Source organism: Pseudomonas sp. PSPC3-2 (assembly GCF_049897085.1).
Taxonomy (GTDB): Bacteria; Pseudomonadota; Gammaproteobacteria; order Pseudomonadales; family Pseudomonadaceae; genus Aquipseudomonas; species Aquipseudomonas paraveronii.
This window is the reverse complement of record NZ_JAFCVO010000011.1, coordinates 227,373-242,149: the sequence shown is the minus strand read 5'-3', so window position 1 is coordinate 242,149 and position 14,777 is coordinate 227,373. Positions and strand designations below refer to the sequence as shown.

13 protein-coding genes and 2 pseudogenes are annotated in these 14,777 nt (G+C 62.5%); 7 read left to right on the top strand and 8 right to left on the bottom strand.

What is annotated here, in order from left to right:
* The 5 genes from ACP7CJ_RS19740 to ACP7CJ_RS19720 form a co-directional block, all read right to left on the bottom strand.
* Nucleotides 1–428, bottom strand: a 428-nt coding sequence (locus ACP7CJ_RS19740) for a substrate-binding domain-containing protein (protein ID WP_426101201.1), incomplete at its 3' end; no start/stop codon positions are given.
* 38 nt (nucleotides 429–466) lie between these two features.
* Nucleotides 467–1,330, bottom strand: coding sequence for an SMP-30/gluconolactonase/LRE family protein (locus tag ACP7CJ_RS19735; protein WP_426101199.1), 864 nt, complete (start codon nucleotides 1,328–1,330; stop codon nucleotides 467–469).
* A gap of 36 nt (nucleotides 1,331–1,366) precedes the next feature.
* Nucleotides 1,367–2,947, bottom strand: a complete 1,581-nt coding sequence (locus tag ACP7CJ_RS19730; RefSeq protein ID WP_426101197.1) for an aldehyde dehydrogenase (NADP(+)) — start codon at nucleotides 2,945–2,947, stop codon at nucleotides 1,367–1,369.
* An 11-nt stretch (nucleotides 2,948–2,958) separates the two neighbouring features.
* Complete coding sequence (gene araD1 / locus ACP7CJ_RS19725) at nucleotides 2,959–3,951, bottom strand: AraD1 family protein (protein ID WP_276193542.1); 993 nt, start codon at nucleotides 3,949–3,951, stop codon at nucleotides 2,959–2,961.
* Between the two features lie 21 nt (nucleotides 3,952–3,972).
* Complete coding sequence (locus ACP7CJ_RS19720) at nucleotides 3,973–5,295, bottom strand: MFS transporter (RefSeq protein ID WP_426101195.1); 1,323 nt, start codon at nucleotides 5,293–5,295, stop codon at nucleotides 3,973–3,975.
* 192 nt (nucleotides 5,296–5,487) lie between these two features.
* Here ACP7CJ_RS19720 and ACP7CJ_RS19715 point away from each other — a divergent pair, with 192 nt between their 5' ends.
* A complete protein-coding gene (locus ACP7CJ_RS19715; protein WP_253394940.1) occupies nucleotides 5,488–7,224 on the top strand; it encodes an IlvD/Edd family dehydratase in 1,737 nt (578 codons plus the stop codon).
* 47 nt (nucleotides 7,225–7,271) lie between these two features.
* The gene (locus ACP7CJ_RS19710) at nucleotides 7,272–7,994 is read left to right on the top strand and encodes a FadR/GntR family transcriptional regulator (protein WP_426101193.1); all 723 of its coding nucleotides are present in this window, start codon (nucleotides 7,272–7,274) and stop codon (nucleotides 7,992–7,994) included.
* 231 nt (nucleotides 7,995–8,225) lie between these two features.
* Here ACP7CJ_RS19710 and ACP7CJ_RS19705 read toward each other — a convergent pair whose 3' ends face one another.
* On the bottom strand, nucleotides 8,226–9,317 hold the full coding sequence (locus ACP7CJ_RS19705; protein WP_426101191.1) for an NADH:flavin oxidoreductase/NADH oxidase: 1,092 nt from the start codon (nucleotides 9,315–9,317) through the stop codon (nucleotides 8,226–8,228).
* Between the two features lie 53 nt (nucleotides 9,318–9,370).
* Between ACP7CJ_RS19705 and ACP7CJ_RS19700 the strand changes: the two genes are divergently transcribed.
* A complete protein-coding gene (locus tag ACP7CJ_RS19700; RefSeq protein WP_426101189.1) occupies nucleotides 9,371–9,706 on the top strand; it encodes an ArsR/SmtB family transcription factor in 336 nt (111 codons plus the stop codon).
* A 45-nt stretch (nucleotides 9,707–9,751) separates the two neighbouring features.
* Here the strand turns inward: ACP7CJ_RS19700 and ACP7CJ_RS19695 are convergent, their stop codons facing one another.
* Nucleotides 9,752–10,510, bottom strand: a complete 759-nt coding sequence (locus ACP7CJ_RS19695; protein ID WP_426101187.1) for a Fic/DOC family protein — start codon at nucleotides 10,508–10,510, stop codon at nucleotides 9,752–9,754.
* Nucleotides 10,507–10,770, bottom strand: coding sequence for a hypothetical protein (locus ACP7CJ_RS19690; RefSeq protein WP_426101213.1), 264 nt, complete (start codon nucleotides 10,768–10,770; stop codon nucleotides 10,507–10,509). The genes ACP7CJ_RS19695 and ACP7CJ_RS19690 overlap by 4 nt, the downstream gene beginning before the upstream one ends.
* Nucleotides 10,771–10,949: 179 nt before the next feature.
* Between ACP7CJ_RS19690 and ACP7CJ_RS19685 the strand changes: the two genes are divergently transcribed.
* The 4 genes and pseudogenes from ACP7CJ_RS19685 (at nucleotide 10,950) to ACP7CJ_RS19670 (ending at nucleotide 14,773) form a co-directional block, all read left to right on the top strand.
* Nucleotides 10,950–11,840 (top strand): bestrophin family protein, encoded by an 891-nt coding sequence (locus tag ACP7CJ_RS19685; RefSeq protein WP_276193544.1) that lies wholly within the window; start codon nucleotides 10,950–10,952, stop codon nucleotides 11,838–11,840.
* A gap of 132 nt (nucleotides 11,841–11,972) precedes the next feature.
* Nucleotides 11,973–13,055 (top strand): annotated as a pseudogene (locus ACP7CJ_RS19680) (HAMP domain-containing protein); the annotation flags it as partial.
* Between the two features lie 324 nt (nucleotides 13,056–13,379).
* Nucleotides 13,380–13,916, top strand: a pseudogene (locus ACP7CJ_RS19675) (methyl-accepting chemotaxis protein); the annotation flags it as partial.
* A gap of 266 nt (nucleotides 13,917–14,182) precedes the next feature.
* On the top strand, nucleotides 14,183–14,773 hold the full coding sequence (locus ACP7CJ_RS19670; RefSeq protein WP_065905755.1) for an amino acid synthesis family protein: 591 nt from the start codon (nucleotides 14,183–14,185) through the stop codon (nucleotides 14,771–14,773).
* Nucleotides 14,774–14,777 lie beyond the last annotated feature (4 nt).

Sequence of the window (14,777 nt, the reverse complement as noted above, 5' to 3'; positions counted from 1 at the left end):
CCGACTTCAAAAGCGGCCATGCCCAGGTACGGCACGTCCTCCATGAAATTGCCCTTGGCGTCGACGAAACGATCATCCACCGCGATCACTTTCAAGCCGTTGGCTTTGGCCTTGGCGACGATGGCCGGGCCGAGGGACACGTCCGGCGGGCAGATCACAAACCCCTTGGCGCCGTTAGCGGCCAGGCTGTCGATGGCCGAGAGGGTTTTCTCGCCGTCGGGCACGGCGATCTTGATCACGGTGAAACCATGTTCCTTGCCGGCTTTTTCGGCGAAGGCCCATTCGGTCTGGAACCAGGGTTCTTCGGCTTGTTTAACCAAAAAGCCGATCTTCACTTCTTCGGCGGCCAGCAACAGGCCGCTCATGCTCAGGGCCGAGGCCGCGACGGCGGCACAGCACAGGGAACGCAAACCACGACGACGATTCATACGGGTGACTCCTTGTTGTTGTTTTTAAAGTCTTGGGTTCAGCCAGCAAAGCGGTGACAGGGTTTACCGGGCACATCGACCTCGATGGCAAGCACCGCGCCATCCAGCGGGTGATCAAGGGGGCTGGCGGCGCTGGTGATGTACAGGGTGGTGAGGTGGGGGCCGCCGAACACGCAACTGGTGGGGCGACTGACGGGCAGTTCGATGATGCGATCCACTTCACCCTCCGGCGTCAGGCGCAGCAGGCAACTGCCGTCCCAGCGTGCGTTCCAGAGATAGCCTTGGCTGTCCATGGCCGAGCCGTCCGGCGCGCCGCGCCCGTGCGGGCCGAACCACACTTGGGCAGGGTCGAGTTGGCCGTTCGGTTGGATTGTATGCCGATACAGCGTGCCGTCGAGGCTGTCGCCGAAATGCACCTGGGTGCCGTCCGCGCTCCACAGCAAGGTGTTGGGAATACCCAGGCCGTGCAGCAACGGCGTGACCCGCGCATCGGCATCAACGCGAAACAGCCCGCCGGAACGTCGCGTGACGGGCAAGTCTTCACCCTGTTCGCCGAGGTTGTTCTGCATGGTGCCCAGCCACAGGCGACCCTGGGCGTCGCAGCGCGCTTCATTGCCACGGTTGCCCGCGTGCGGGTCGGCCACGCAGAACAGGCGCAAGGCTTCGGTCGCGAGGTTCAGTCGATACACGCCGCTGCTCAAGGTCACCAGCGCATCGCCGCTTTCACACGGGATAAACGCGGAGACATGCTCCGGCAACCGCCAGGCCTGCAATTGCCCGTCCATCAGGCGCAGCGCCTGTTTGCCGGCGATGTCGACCCAATACAGGGCCTGGGTGGGCACGTCCCAGAACGGGCCCTCCCCCAGTTGCGCACGGTGCGCGGTGACGGCGTGAAACGACATGAAGCCTCCTGGATTGTTGTTGTTCTCAGGTGCGCGTTACAGCGCGTCGCGTGACGGCGTGCCATCCACCAGGCGCTGGATACGCAATGGGTTGGCGTTTTTCAACGCGTCGGGCAGCAGGCTGTCCGGGTAGTTCTGGAAACACACCGGGCGCAGGAAGCGGTCGATGGCCAGGCTGCCGACCGAGGTGCCGCGCGCATCCGACGTCGCGGGGTACGGGCCGCCGTGGACCATTGCGTCGCACACTTCCACGCCGGTGGGGTAGCCGTTGAGCAGGATGCGCCCGACTTTCTGCTCCAGCAGCGGCGTGAGTTCGGCAAACTGCTGCAGGTCGGCCGGCTCGCCGATGATCGTCGCCGTGAGCTGGCCGTGTAGGCCGTGCAAGGCAACGCTGAGCTGGGCCTGGTCGGCGACTTCGACGAACACCGTGGTGGGGCCGAACACTTCCTCTTGCAGCACTTCATCGCCGTCGACCAGCAGGCTGACATCGGCCTTGAACAGCTGCGGCCGCGCCTGATTGCCGGCTTGCGCCTGACCCGCCAGGTGCTGGATGCCGGGATGCGCCAGCAGTGTTTGCAGACCCTTGTCATAGCTGCTCAAGGTGCCGGCATTGAGCATGGTCTGCGCCGGCTGATCGCCGATCAGTTGCGCCACCTGCTGGGTGAACGCGCTGAAAGCCGGCGACGCGAGGCCGATCACCAGGCCGGGGTTGGTACAGAACTGGCCGCAGCCTTGCACCACCGAGGCAGTCAGCTCGCGGGCCACGGTTTGCGCGCGCGCCTGCAGGGCCTGGGGCAGCACGATGACCGGGTTGATGCTCGACATCTCGGCGAACACCGGGATCGGCTGCGGGCGTGCCGCCGCCATGTCGCACAAGGCGCGCCCGCCCTTGAGCGAGCCGGTAAAGCCGACCGCCTGGATCGCCGGATGCTTGACCAGCGCCTCACCGACGCCGCCACCGAAGATCATGTTGAACACGCCCGCCGGCATTTCGGTGGCCTCGGCCGCACGAATGATCGCATCGGCGACGCACTCGGCCGTGGCCATATGCCCGCTGTGGGCCTTGAACACCACCGGGCAACCGGCCGCCAGCGCGGCGGCGGTATCCCCGCCTGCCGTGGAAAACGCCAGGGGGAAGTTGCTCGCGCCAAACACGGCGACGGGGCCCAGGCCGATGCGGTACTGGCGCAGGTCCGGGCGCGGCAGCGGCTGGCGATCCGGGAGTGCCTTGTCGATGCGCGCGCCATAGAAATCACCACGGCGCAACACCGTCGCGAACAGACGCATCTGCCCGCTGGTGCGGCCGCGCTCGCCTTTGATACGGGCAGCGGGCAGCGCGGTTTCACGGCAGACCCGCTCGACAAAATCATCGCCCAGCGCGTCCAGCTCATCGGCGATCGCCTCCAGGAACTGCGCGCGGCGCGCTGCACTCAAGGCGCGGTACGCCGGGTAAGCCGCCGCCGCCGCCTTGGCAGCGGCGTCGACTTCCTGCGGGGTCGCCTGGTAGAAAGCCTGGGGCAAGGCTTCGCCGGTCGCTGCATCGATGCTCTGCAGCTTGAGGTTGCCGTTGGCGCTGCGCTGGCCGCCGATGAAGTTGTGGCCAAGGAACTGGGACATGTGGCTCTCCTTTAAAGGGTGATGACGTCGCCGGGTGCGAAGACGGCGTTAGCACTGCCGACACGATTGACCAGCGGCGCGCCGAACTCGGCCTGGCTGATCTCGAACACATCGCCCGGTTGGGTACGTATACCGTCGGCGAATGACAGGGTCGCGGTGCCGAAGAAATGAATGTGGACATCGCCAGGTTTGAGGAACTGGCTGTATTTGAAGTGGTGGTACTCAAGGTTTTCCAGGCTGTGGCACATATTGGCCTCGCCACTGAGGAATTCGTTCTGCCAGATCACTTCGCCGTTGCGCAGGATGCGGCTGGTGCCGGCCAGATGTTGCGGTAACTCGCCCACGCGCAACTCCGGGCCGTAGCTGCAACTGCGCAGTTTGGAATGGGCCAGGTACAGGTAGTTCTTGCGTTCCATCACGTGGTCGGAGAACTCGTTGCCCACCGCAAAACCCACGCGATAGGGCTTGCGGTCGTGGCCGATCACATACAGCCCGCCGATCTCCGGCTCTTCGCCGGCATCTTCGGCAAAAGGCGGCACCGGGAACGCCGCGCCGGGGCGCACGACGATGCTGCCGTCGCCCTTGTAGAACCACTCCGGTTGCACGCCCGCCTGGCCCGCCGCCGGTTTGCCGCCCTCCACGCCCCATTTGAAGATGCGCATGGTGTCGGTCAGCGCGCTGTCGTCACCGCCCTGCTGGTGCATCTTGTCCCGCGCCGACGCGCTGCCCAGGTGGGTCAGGCCGGTGCCGCTGATCAGCATATGGGCCGGGTCCGGGTGGTCCAGCGGTGGCAGGATCTTCAGGTCGGCGAGCAGCTCGGCGTAGGTGTGACTGTCGCCCAGGCCGAGGCTCTGCACCTGCTGCGCGAGGCCCACGCCCGCTTCGATCGCGGCCAGCGCCAACTCGCGCACGCTGTGCGCGCTGAGCACTTCGCGCACCTGGCTACCTTCCACCACGCCGACCCGACGCTCACCGTTGCGCAACTCGAACTGAACTAAACGCATGCCGCTTCTCCTGATCATCGATTAAGTACGCGTGGCGCCACGGGCGCTCGCGGCGAATTGGTCGGCCGGCAGCACATGCTTGCGCTCCAGCAGACGATAGACCACGCCGGTCAGCAGCAACCCGAACACCATCACTGCCGACAGGAAGTACAAGCCCGAGGCGAGGTTGCCGGTGTATTCCTTGAGCGCGCCAATCACGAACGGGCCGATATAGCCGCCGAGGTTGCCCACCGAGTTGATCAAGGCAATGCCCGCCGCCGCACTCGCCCCGGCAAAAAACCGCCCGGGCAGGGTCCAGAACACCGCCGTGCAGGAAAACATCGCGAACGCCGCCAGGCACAGCGCCGCCATTTGCAGCACCGGCACACTCAGCCAGGCACTGAAGAACAAGCCGATGGCACCCAGTACGTAGAGCACCGCCAGGTGGCCGTAGCGATCGTTCAAACGGTCGGAACTGCGCGGGATAATCAACAGCCCGATGATCCCGAAGATATACGGCACCGCCGACACAAAGCCGGTGACCAGGTCCGTGCCGCCGAACTGCTTGATCAGCGTCGGCAGCCACAGGCCCAACCCGTAGATGCTCAGGGTCACCGGCAAGTAGAACAGCGCCAGCAGCAACACGCGCTTGTCCTTGAGGGCATGCAGCGGATTGCCGTGGCGGGTCTGGCCGTAGGCTTGCAGGTCCTTGGCCAGTTCGCCGGTGAGCCAGGCTTTTTCGTCTTCGCTCATCCAGTTGACCTGCTTGGGGCCGTCCGGCAGGTAGCGCAGCACCGGCCAGGTGAGCAGGATCGCCGGGGTGCCGATGACGATGAACAGCCATTGCCAGCCGTGCAGCCCGAGGGTGCCGTCCATGCCCAACAGGCCGCCGGAGACCGGGCCGGTGATCATCATTGCGATCGGTTGCGAGAGGATAAACAGCCCGAGGATCTTGCCGCGATGGCGCACCGGGAACCACTGGGTGATGTAGTACAGAACGCCGGGGAAGAACCCGGCCTCGGCCGCGCCGAGCAGAAAGCGCATCACATAGAAGCTCTGCGGCCCCTGCACGAACGCCATGCCGATGGTGATGGTGCCCCAGGTGATCATGATCCGTGCGAACCAGCGCCGTGCGCCGAAGCGATCGAGCATCAGGTTGCTGGGGATCTCGAACAGGAAATAGCCAATGAAGAACAGGCCTGCGCCAAAGCCGTAGGCCGCATCACCGATGCCGACGTCGGCGCCCATGTGCAGCTTGGCGAACCCCACGGCGGAGCGGTCCACGTAGGCGATCAGGTACAGCAGGACGAGGAAGGGAATCAGTTTCAGCGTGATGCGCCGTATAAGCCGCAGTTCCTGGCTCATGGGGTCGATCTCCGATTGTTGTTTTTATAGAAGCTCGGGGGACGCCTCTCGCGAAAATCCGCCAGGGCCATACCTCAGTTGAGATTGACTATATAGTAGTACTATTTGCGAAACAACACTTCCAAACCTAACATTTTGCGCTTATGTTTAGCTCCATAGCGAACATATAGTCATACAATAAGAGAAACCATCATGTCCGATAAAAAACCTGGCCTGCGCTCCGCCCAGTGGTTTGGTACCGCCGACAAGAACGGCTTCATGTACCGCAGCTGGATGAAGAACCAGGGCATCGCCGACCATCAGTTCCACGGCAAACCGATCATCGGTATCTGCAACACCTGGTCCGAGCTGACCCCGTGCAACGCCCACTTCCGCCAGATCGCCGAGCACGTCAAGCGTGGCGTGATCGAGGCCGGCGGCTTCCCCGTGGAATTCCCGGTGTTCTCCAATGGCGAATCGAACCTGCGCCCCACCGCCATGCTCACGCGCAACCTGGCGAGCATGGACGTGGAGGAAGCAATTCGCGGCAACCCCATCGACGGCGTGGTGTTGCTGACCGGCTGCGACAAGACCACCCCGGCGCTGCTGATGGGCGCGGCCAGTTGCGACGTGCCGGCCATCGTGGTCACTGGCGGGCCGATGCTCAACGGCAAACACAAGGGCCAGGACATCGGCTCGGGCACGGTGGTATGGCAGCTCAGCGAACAGGTCAAGGCCGGCACCATCACCCTGGATGACTTCCTCGCGGCCGAGGGCGGCATGTCGCGTTCGGCGGGCACCTGCAACACCATGGGCACCGCGTCGACCATGGCCTGCATGGCCGAGGCACTCGGCACGTCGCTGCCGCACAACGCGGCAATCCCGGCGGTGGATGCGCGACGTTATGTGCTGGCGCATATGTCCGGCATGCGCGCGGTGGAGATGGTGCGCGAAGACTTGAAACTGTCGAAGATCCTCACCAAGGAAGCCTTTGAAAACGCGATCCGCGTGAATGCGGCCATCGGCGGTTCGACCAATGCGGTGATCCACCTCAAAGCCATCGCCGGACGCATCGGTGTCGAGCTCGATCTGGACGACTGGACGCGCATCGGGCGCGGCATGCCGACCATCGTCGACCTGCAACCGTCCGGGCGTTTCTTGATGGAAGAGTTCTACTACGCTGGCGGCCTGCCGGCGGTGCTGCGCCGTCTCGGTGAAGCCAACCTGATCCCGCACCCGAATGCCTTGACCGTGAACGGCAAGTCGTTGGGCGAGAACACCAAGGATTCGCCGATCTACGGCCAGGACGAAGTGATCCGCACCCTCGACAACCCGATCCGCGCCGACGGCGGCATCTGTGTGCTGCGCGGCAACCTCGCCCCGCTGGGCGCGGTGCTCAAGCCGTCGGCCGCCAGCCCGACGCTGATGCAGCACCGTGGCCGCGCCGTGGTGTTCGAGGATTTCGACATGTACAAGGCGCGCATCAACGACCCGGACCTGGACGTCGACGCCAACTCGATCCTGGTCATGAAGAACTGCGGGCCCAAGGGTTACCCGGGCATGGCCGAAGTCGGCAACATGGGCCTGCCGGCCAAGCTGCTGGCCCAGGGCGTGACCGACATGGTGCGGATTTCCGATGCGCGCATGAGCGGCACGGCATATGGCACGGTGGTTTTGCACGTGGCACCGGAAGCCGCTGCCGGCGGGCCGTTGGCCACGGTGCAGGAAGGTGACTGGATCGAACTCGACTGCGCCAACGGGCGCTTGCACCTGGACATCCCCGACGCCGAGCTGGCGGCGCGCATGGCCGACCTGAAACCCCCGCAGAAGCTGATCGTCGGCGGCTATCGCCAACTGTACATCGACCACGTGCTGCAGGCGGACCAGGGGTGCGACTTCGATTTCCTGGTGGGTTGCCGTGGGGCCGAAGTCCCGCGTCATTCCCACTAATTGGGATGCTATGATGCCGCCTATTTAGCCAGAGCATCCCTGTCGTTATGGATCACCAGCCGTCCAAGCCGCGCAAGAGCATGCATGCCCAGATCGTCCAGGACTTGGGCATGCACATCGTTTCCGGCCGCTTCAAGCCGGAAGAAAGACTGCCCATGGAGGCCACGCTCTGCGAGGAGTACAAGGTCAGCCGCTCGGTGTTGCGTGAGGCCACGCGAGTGCTCAGCGCCAAGGGCCTGGTGTATTCCAAGCCACGGGTGGGCGCAGTGGTGCGGCCACGGCTGAAATGGCACCTGCTCGACCCGGACGTACTGTCCTGGTTGATGCAGTCCACGCCCCATAGCGAGTTTTTCAACACCCTGGCCGGTGTGCGGCGCATCCTCGAACCGGAAATCGCCGCCATGGCCGCGACCACGGCCACCGACGAAGACATCACCACCATCGAAAAAGCCTACCTCGGCATGGAAACCGCGCAGACCCACGAGGCGCTGCTGCAGGCCGACCTGGACTTTCACCGCGCCATTGCCGACGCCACGCGCAACGACCTGCTGGCGTACATGTGCAACATGCTGTCGCTGCCGCTGCGTGAGTCGATCAATATCACCAACCGCCGCCCGGATATCCAGGGCCTGAGCCTGCCCCGCCACAAGGCGATCCTCACCGCGATCCAGAACCGCGACGCCCTCGGCGCCCGGCATGCTTCGCTGGTGCAACTGGACGACACGCGGGTAGCGCTGGATACGGTGATGAATGTGCTGACGCCGTTGTAAGCCCCACCCTCGTTCGACAGCCATGAAGATCAAATGTGGGGCTCGACGGCACCCACAAGGTGGGGGCGCAGGAACACTTTCTGTCAGCCCTGGAGATCAAATGTGGGAGATGTCGAGCCCCAGCGAGGCTTCGATGACGGTGGTTCTGCCAGCATTGTTGCTGCCTGACCCACCACTATCGCGGCCTCGCCGGGGCTCAACATCTCCCACAGGTCTTGCTGAGCGGCTACCTCAGCGATAACGTTCCAACCAATGGGCATACGGCGCAGGCAAGGTCCAGGATGCTTTCTCTACCCCCAGCTCCTTGGCGGCAAAGTACGCCCAATGCGGGTCAGCCAAGTGCGCCCGCCCCACCGAGACCAAGTCCACCTGCCCGGCCTGCAACGCACCTTCCGCCAGTTGCGGCGTGCCAAACCCCCACGCCGACGTGACCGGAATACCGGCTTCGCGGCGCACGCGCTCAGCGATCGGCCCCAGGAACGCCGGGCCCCACGGGATCTGGGTGTCGGGAATGGTGAAGCCGACGCTGACGCTCAGCAGGTCCAGGCCACCGGCCTTGAAGCGACGGGCCAACTCGATGGATTCGGTCAGGGTCTGCTCGTCACGGCCGTCGTATTCGATCACGCCGAAACGCGCGGTCAACGGCAAGTTTTCCGGCCAGACCTCACGCACAGCAGCCAGGGTTTCCAGGAGGAAACGGCTGCGATTATCGAAGCTGCCGCCGTAGGCATCGTTACGCTGGTTGGAATGCTCGGAGAAAAAACTCTGGGCCAGGTAGCCGTGGGCAAAGTGCAGTTCGATCCATTCAAAACCGGCGTCGCGGGCACGGCGGGCGGCGTCGACGAAATCCTGGCGCACGCGAGCGATGTCGTCCAGGGTCATGGCGCGCGGCACGTTAGGCAGGTTGGCGCCGAACGCAATGGCCGACGGCGCGAGGGTTTCCCAACTGCGTGCATCGGAAGCCGGCATATGGTCGTCGCCTTCCCACGGGCGGTTGGCACTGGCCTTACGACCGGCATGGGCGATCTGAATGCCCGGCACCGCGCCTGCTGCCTTGATGGCCTTGACCATCGGCACGAACGCCTGGGCGTGGGCGTCGCTCCAGATACCCGCGCAACCGGGGGTGATACGGCCTTCAGGGGACACTGCGGTGGCTTCAACCACCAGCAAACCGGCGCCGCCACGGGCCATGCTGGCCAGGTGAACGTGGTGCCAGTCGTTAACGATACCGTCGTTGGCCATGTACTGACACATCGGCGGGATCGCGATGCGGTTGCGCAAGGTCACGTCTTTAAGTGTGTAGGGTTTAAACAAAGCAGCCATCGGGAACCTCCAGGGGCACGTGAATGATTCGATAGTTCGATGGTATTCGAACTATGGTATTCAACGCCAGCCCTGTTATCATTTGTTTTATGCGAGCCTTCAAACACCCCGCCCAGCAAGACCTGACCCTCGAACGCGTGCTCTACGCCTTGAGCGACTCGGTGCGCCTGGAAATCGTCCGCTGCCTGGCCGGCGTACCCGAGGCCACCTGCGGCGAACTGGACGGCGGGCGGCCGAAATCCAGCATGTCCCACCACTTTCGCGTGCTGCGCGATGCCGGGCTGGTCCACACCCGCAGCGTCGGCACCACTCATATGAATTCGCTGCGCGCGGATGTGCTTGAGGCGCGCTTTCCTGGGTTGCTGGCGAGCATTTTGGCTCAGCGGTAAACGATAGGATCAGTACAACTGATCCGAGAGCATTACATCACTACTCTATTTTTTTGCGGGCGGGAGCGTATCGATCATCTGCGCTCGATAGGCTTTGTAGATCTGTTGAACCTCTGGATTGTCTAGATTTTCGTAAGTTATCCCTTCTTTATCCAGACCATCCAGCCCCTTGATGCCACCTATCATCCCAGGCCATTCATCACGGTGGGCGATATCGACAACAAAGGGTTTCAAGTAGTTATTCAGATGCCCTTTGAAGGGTGCCCCAATCTCTTCGCTAAGTGCGCGAAGATAATCGTCCTTACTCGTTTTCGACCACTCAATAGCGAACTTTGCTCGATAACAAAGTTCCATGAAAACAAGCAAAATCGTGCGCCCATTACCATCAAGAAAAGGGTGCGCAAATGCTAATTGCCCCATCACATCGCCAGGGCGTTCTCTAAAGCGTTTCTTGTTCGACGCCAGTTCAAGCGCATAGTCAATCGAGCGTTTGATCGAGCCCGGATGCTCAAAGACAGTATGCCGAGGATCGTCGTGGAAAGCCTTGAATACGGCAAGATGCGGCACCAGATCATTTCGATCTTTACCCGCCCAGTGATAGAAATCAGAGAACAAGATTTGGTGTACTTTGAGCACCGACTTGTAATCAATCGGTTTTTTCCTGGCCAAATAACCCAGTGCATCTTCCATGCTCAGCTCAAACGAGAGATGCTCGGATTCCTTGACCTCTACAGGATCTTTAAGCTGTAACGCATTCTGAAGATATCCAGCGGTGTCGAAGTCTCCAAAAGGATCAAAACTCATGCGCTGAGTTTCTTCTTGGCGCGGCGCTTCTCCTGAAGATAACTGCCCTGAAGTGCGAGGGTTTCCGACTTGCTCAAAATACCCTTGCGCTTAAGGTTGACCAATAACTGCTCCACGCCATCCAATTCGACCACATCGCCAGCCAGTCCGGTGATAGCAACCGCCATTCGGCTGATGCTGTCACGTTCGGCGGTGACATGATGCGCTTTAGCCAGCCTGCGCACTTTGCTGGCAATACTGACATCGGTTGTACTCGTCATTTGAAATCCCTCAGTGAGCTTTTCGAGCATAGCATGGCGGTGGTCCTTGCTCTCTACCCCGCTCGACGGGTGCAATCATTGATTTGATCCGATGCGTTGCCCCCGCCGCCGAACCTTTCACCGCAAACCACCGTCCGAGCTTAGGCACTGTTGCTTATCGCTCGCCGCGAGGTCTCCGTTTGAAAGCCGCCATCATCGAAAAATACCGCCTGATCATCAAAACCATGGGGTATGTCGGCTGGGCCCTGTTCTGGCTGTTGCTGTGGGACGTCGCCGTCACCGTGGACTTCATGCTGTTTCTCACCGCCAAGATCAACCTGCCGCTGATGCCCCTGACCTTGCTCGGCTCAGCGCTGGTGGTGCTGATCAGTTTTCGTAACAGCAGTGCCTACAACCGCTGGTGGGAAGCGCGCACCTTATGGGGCGCCATGGTTAACAATTCGCGCAGCTTCGCGCGGCAGGTGCTGACGCTGCTGGATGACCTTGGCAGCGACGCGAACCCGGTCAAGGCCACCCTGCTGCGCCGCCATGTGGCCTACGTGAACTGCCTGGCCTCCCATCTCAAGGGCCTGCCGTGCCCCGATGAGGTGCGGGCGTTTATCCCGGCCGAGGAATTTGCGCGCAACGGCGCCACCAACAACTTTGCCAATGACATCCTCACCGGCTCGGCGGCGCTGCTGGCCAAGGAGTACAAGGCCGGGCGCCTGGACAGTATTCGCCTGGCGCGGCTGGAGTCGACCTTGGTGGATTTGTCCAACGCTCAGGGCGGCATGGAACGCATCGCCAATACCCCGCTGCCCTACCCTTACGTGTATTTCCCGCGCCTGTTCATTTCGCTATTTTGCCTGATCGTACCGGTGGGCCTGGTGGAAGCCCTGGGCTGGTTCACCCCGCTGGCGTCCACGGTGGTGGGCTTCATGCTGCTGGCCATCGAACGCATCGGCACCGACCTGCAAAGCCCGTTTCACTCCAGCGAACATCAGATCCAGATGGAATCCATCTGCGAGACCATCGAGAAGAACCTGCAGTCGATGCAGCGCGATGCGCTGGGTGGCGACCGTATCGGCTGAACGCACCCAGGGCCTCAAGTGCGTGCCCCGGCGGTCGATATAAGGGGTACGCATGGCCGCACCCCTCATAAAAACACATGCGACGCTACTGTTTTCCCCTTGCCAAAACTATAAATACCCGCGGGAGAAGTCATGAATATCAAGCAAAAGCTGACCTGGGCGTTTGCGGCCATCGCGTGCCTGCCAGTTATTTTGGTGGCAGTGCTGGTGGTGCTGAACCTGCGCGAGGCGGCTTTGGCCAATTTCCTCGACAGCAGTGGCCGCGAGATCCGTCAGATCGATAACGGCATGAAGCAGTTCTTTGACGGCATCAGCCAAAACGTCGAGTACGTGGCCAAGGACCCGCGCATTGTCGCGGCCAAGGAGCTGAAGAGCTACGCCGGTGCCGACGCCGCGCAAATCGCGCTGACACCGACCAATAAAGAGCTGCTGGCGATATTCGAGCAGTTCGCCAAAAGCCATCCGAGCACCGCCTACCTGTCCCTGGGCCTGAGCGACGGCGGGTATGCGAGCTGGCCTGACGACACCAAACTGAACAACTACGACCCGCGCGTGCGCCCCTGGTACAAAGCCGCCGTGGCCGCACCGGGCACCACCGTGCGGACCGGGGCCTACTACTGGGCGCCGGACGATGTGGTGCTGATCGGCACGGTCCACACCGTGGTCGACGCCGGCGGCACCCTGCTCGGCGTGGTCGGCCTGGACGTCTCGCTCAAGCAGCTCACCGAGCTGGTGCGCAACATCAAGCTGGGCGACAGCGGCTACCTGATGCTGGTGGAAGCCAACGGCAACGTGCTGGTGGACCCCAGTGATGCCAAGCACAACTTCAAGCCGATGGCCGAACTCGGCACCAACTACGCCGAGCTGGCCAAGCGCGGCGACGGGGTGACCCAAGTCGATATCGATGGCGTGGCCTACATGGCCAACGTGGTCAGTTCCAAAGACTTGGGCTGGCGCTTTATCGGCCTGATCAAGCGCGACGAAGTGATGGCCGACGCCACGCGTCTGACCTGGCTGATCGCGGCCATTGCAGCGGCACTCGCCGTGGTCTTCGCGATTGTCGGCGCCAGCTTCGCCAGCATGATCGTGCGCCCGATTCGCGGCGTCGCCGACGGCCTGCAAGAAATCGCCGAAGGTGAAGGCGACCTCACGCGTCAACTCAAGGTGCAAGGCAAGGACGAAACCGCCAGCCTGGCCGGTTGGTTCAACCAGTTCCTGGGCATGATCGCCCAGTTGGTGCAACGCATCGGCAGTGCTTCATCCGACCTGCAAACCGCTGCCGCCGACACCCGCGAAGTGGCCAACAACTTGAACCAGGCCGCAGGCCGCCAGCGTGAAGCCGTGGAACTGGTGAGCACCGCGTTCAACGAAATGCTCGCCACCGCTAACGAAGTCGCACGCTCCTGCAGCGCCGCCGCGTCGAGTGCCGACGAAGGCTACCGCGACGTGCATGACGGCCAGCAGCATATCGGCGAAGCCACCGGCAGCGTGCTCAAATTGAGCGAAGAACTGCAAAGATCGACCCAGACCATGCAGTTGCTGGAGCAGGACAGCAAGAACATCAACACCATCCTCGACACCATCCGCTCGATCGCGGAACAGACCAACCTGCTGGCGCTCAACGCGGCGATTGAAGCCGCGCGCGCCGGTGACCAGGGCCGAGGTTTTGCGGTGGTCGCCGACGAAGTCCGCGCCCTGGCCCGTCGCACCGCCGACTCCACCGGCGAGATCGACAGCCTGCTCGGCAACCTCGCGCGCCGCACCCAGGAAGTCACCCTGCAGATGCAGGGCAGCCTGCAGGTGTCGCAAACCAGCGTGGAACGCATCCAGCAGGCCCGCGACAGCTTCGACAAGATCCAAGGCTCGGTGGACTCGATCCGCGACCAGAACACCCAAATCGCCACCGCCGCCGAGGAACAGCACCAGGTCGCCGAACAGATCAACCGGCACATCGCGCAGATCCACGCCGATGCCCAGCTAGTGGAAGACTTTGCCCACTCGGCGCAGACCGGCTCTGGCCGCTTGACGGATATTTCCGGTCAGCTCAAGGGCCTGGTAGGCCGCTTCAAGTTCTAACCCCCGCCAATGCAAGGCGGTGAGCCACTCACCGCCTCTGCCGCTTACCCCACGCAAGCCTCCACCTTGAGCTCAGCCGCGCAGCCGGTCGCCTTGAGGTACATCTGCACACTCCAGCACACCCCGCCAGCTTGGCGACAATGTCCGCATCCGCAGATGAGGCCGGCGCACAACCGCTGATCATTCGAACGCGCTGACGTCTATTGCGATTCTCGTATTATGGTATACCATCATACGCAGACCTCTCACACCAGACGGAGCAGCCCATGAGTTTCGAAATCCGCAAGATCGTCAGCTACGTAGAAGAAACCTTTATCGAAGGCGGCAAAGCCTCGGACACTCCGGTGACCATGGTAGGCCTGGCCGTGGTGCTGAAAAACCCTTGGCTGGGTCGTGGTTTCGTCGAAGACCTCAAGCCTGAGATCCGTGCCAACTGCTCCGACCTCGGCGCGCTGATGGTCGAGCGCCTGGTGGGCATCATCGGCGGTGCGGAAAAAATCGAGGCCTACGGCAAGGCGGCAGTGGTCGGTGCCGACGGCGAGATCGAACATGCCAGCGCGATCATCCATACCCTGCGCTTCGGCAACCATTACCGTGAGGCGGTCAAGGCCAAGAGCTACCTGAGCTTTACCAACAAGCGCGGCGGCCCGGGCACGTCGATCCAGATCCCGATGATGCACAAGGACGACGAAGGCCTGCGTTCGCACTACATCACCCTGGAAATGCAGATCGAAGATGCGCCGCGTGCCGACGAAATCGTCGTGGTACTCGGTTGCGCCGATGGCGGCCGCCTGCATCCGCGCATCGGCAACCGTTATATCGACCTGGAAGAGCTGGCGGCTGAAAAAGCCCAGTAAGCAA

Coding starts and splice junctions, on each gene's coding strand:
- ACP7CJ_RS19735 (WP_426101199.1), bottom strand. CDS start 1,330: ATGTCGTTTCACGCCGTCACCGCGCACCGTGCGCAACTGGGGGAGGGC.
- ACP7CJ_RS19730 (WP_426101197.1), bottom strand. CDS start 2,947: ATGTCCCAGTTCCTTGGCCACAACTTCATCGGCGGCCAGCGCAGCGCC.
- araD1 (WP_276193542.1), bottom strand. CDS start 3,951: ATGCGTTTAGTTCAGTTCGAGTTGCGCAACGGTGAGCGTCGGGTCGGC.
- ACP7CJ_RS19720 (WP_426101195.1), bottom strand. CDS start 5,295: ATGAGCCAGGAACTGCGGCTTATACGGCGCATCACGCTGAAACTGATT.
- ACP7CJ_RS19715 (WP_253394940.1), top strand. CDS start 5,488: ATGTCCGATAAAAAACCTGGCCTGCGCTCCGCCCAGTGGTTTGGTACC.
- ACP7CJ_RS19710 (WP_426101193.1), top strand. CDS start 7,272: ATGGATCACCAGCCGTCCAAGCCGCGCAAGAGCATGCATGCCCAGATC.
- ACP7CJ_RS19705 (WP_426101191.1), bottom strand. CDS start 9,317: ATGGCTGCTTTGTTTAAACCCTACACACTTAAAGACGTGACCTTGCGC.
- ACP7CJ_RS19700 (WP_426101189.1), top strand. CDS start 9,371: ATGGTATTCAACGCCAGCCCTGTTATCATTTGTTTTATGCGAGCCTTC.
- ACP7CJ_RS19695 (WP_426101187.1), bottom strand. CDS start 10,510: ATGAGTTTTGATCCTTTTGGAGACTTCGACACCGCTGGATATCTTCAG.
- ACP7CJ_RS19690 (WP_426101213.1), bottom strand. CDS start 10,770: ATGACGAGTACAACCGATGTCAGTATTGCCAGCAAAGTGCGCAGGCTG.
- ACP7CJ_RS19670 (WP_065905755.1), top strand. CDS start 14,183: ATGAGTTTCGAAATCCGCAAGATCGTCAGCTACGTAGAAGAAACCTTT.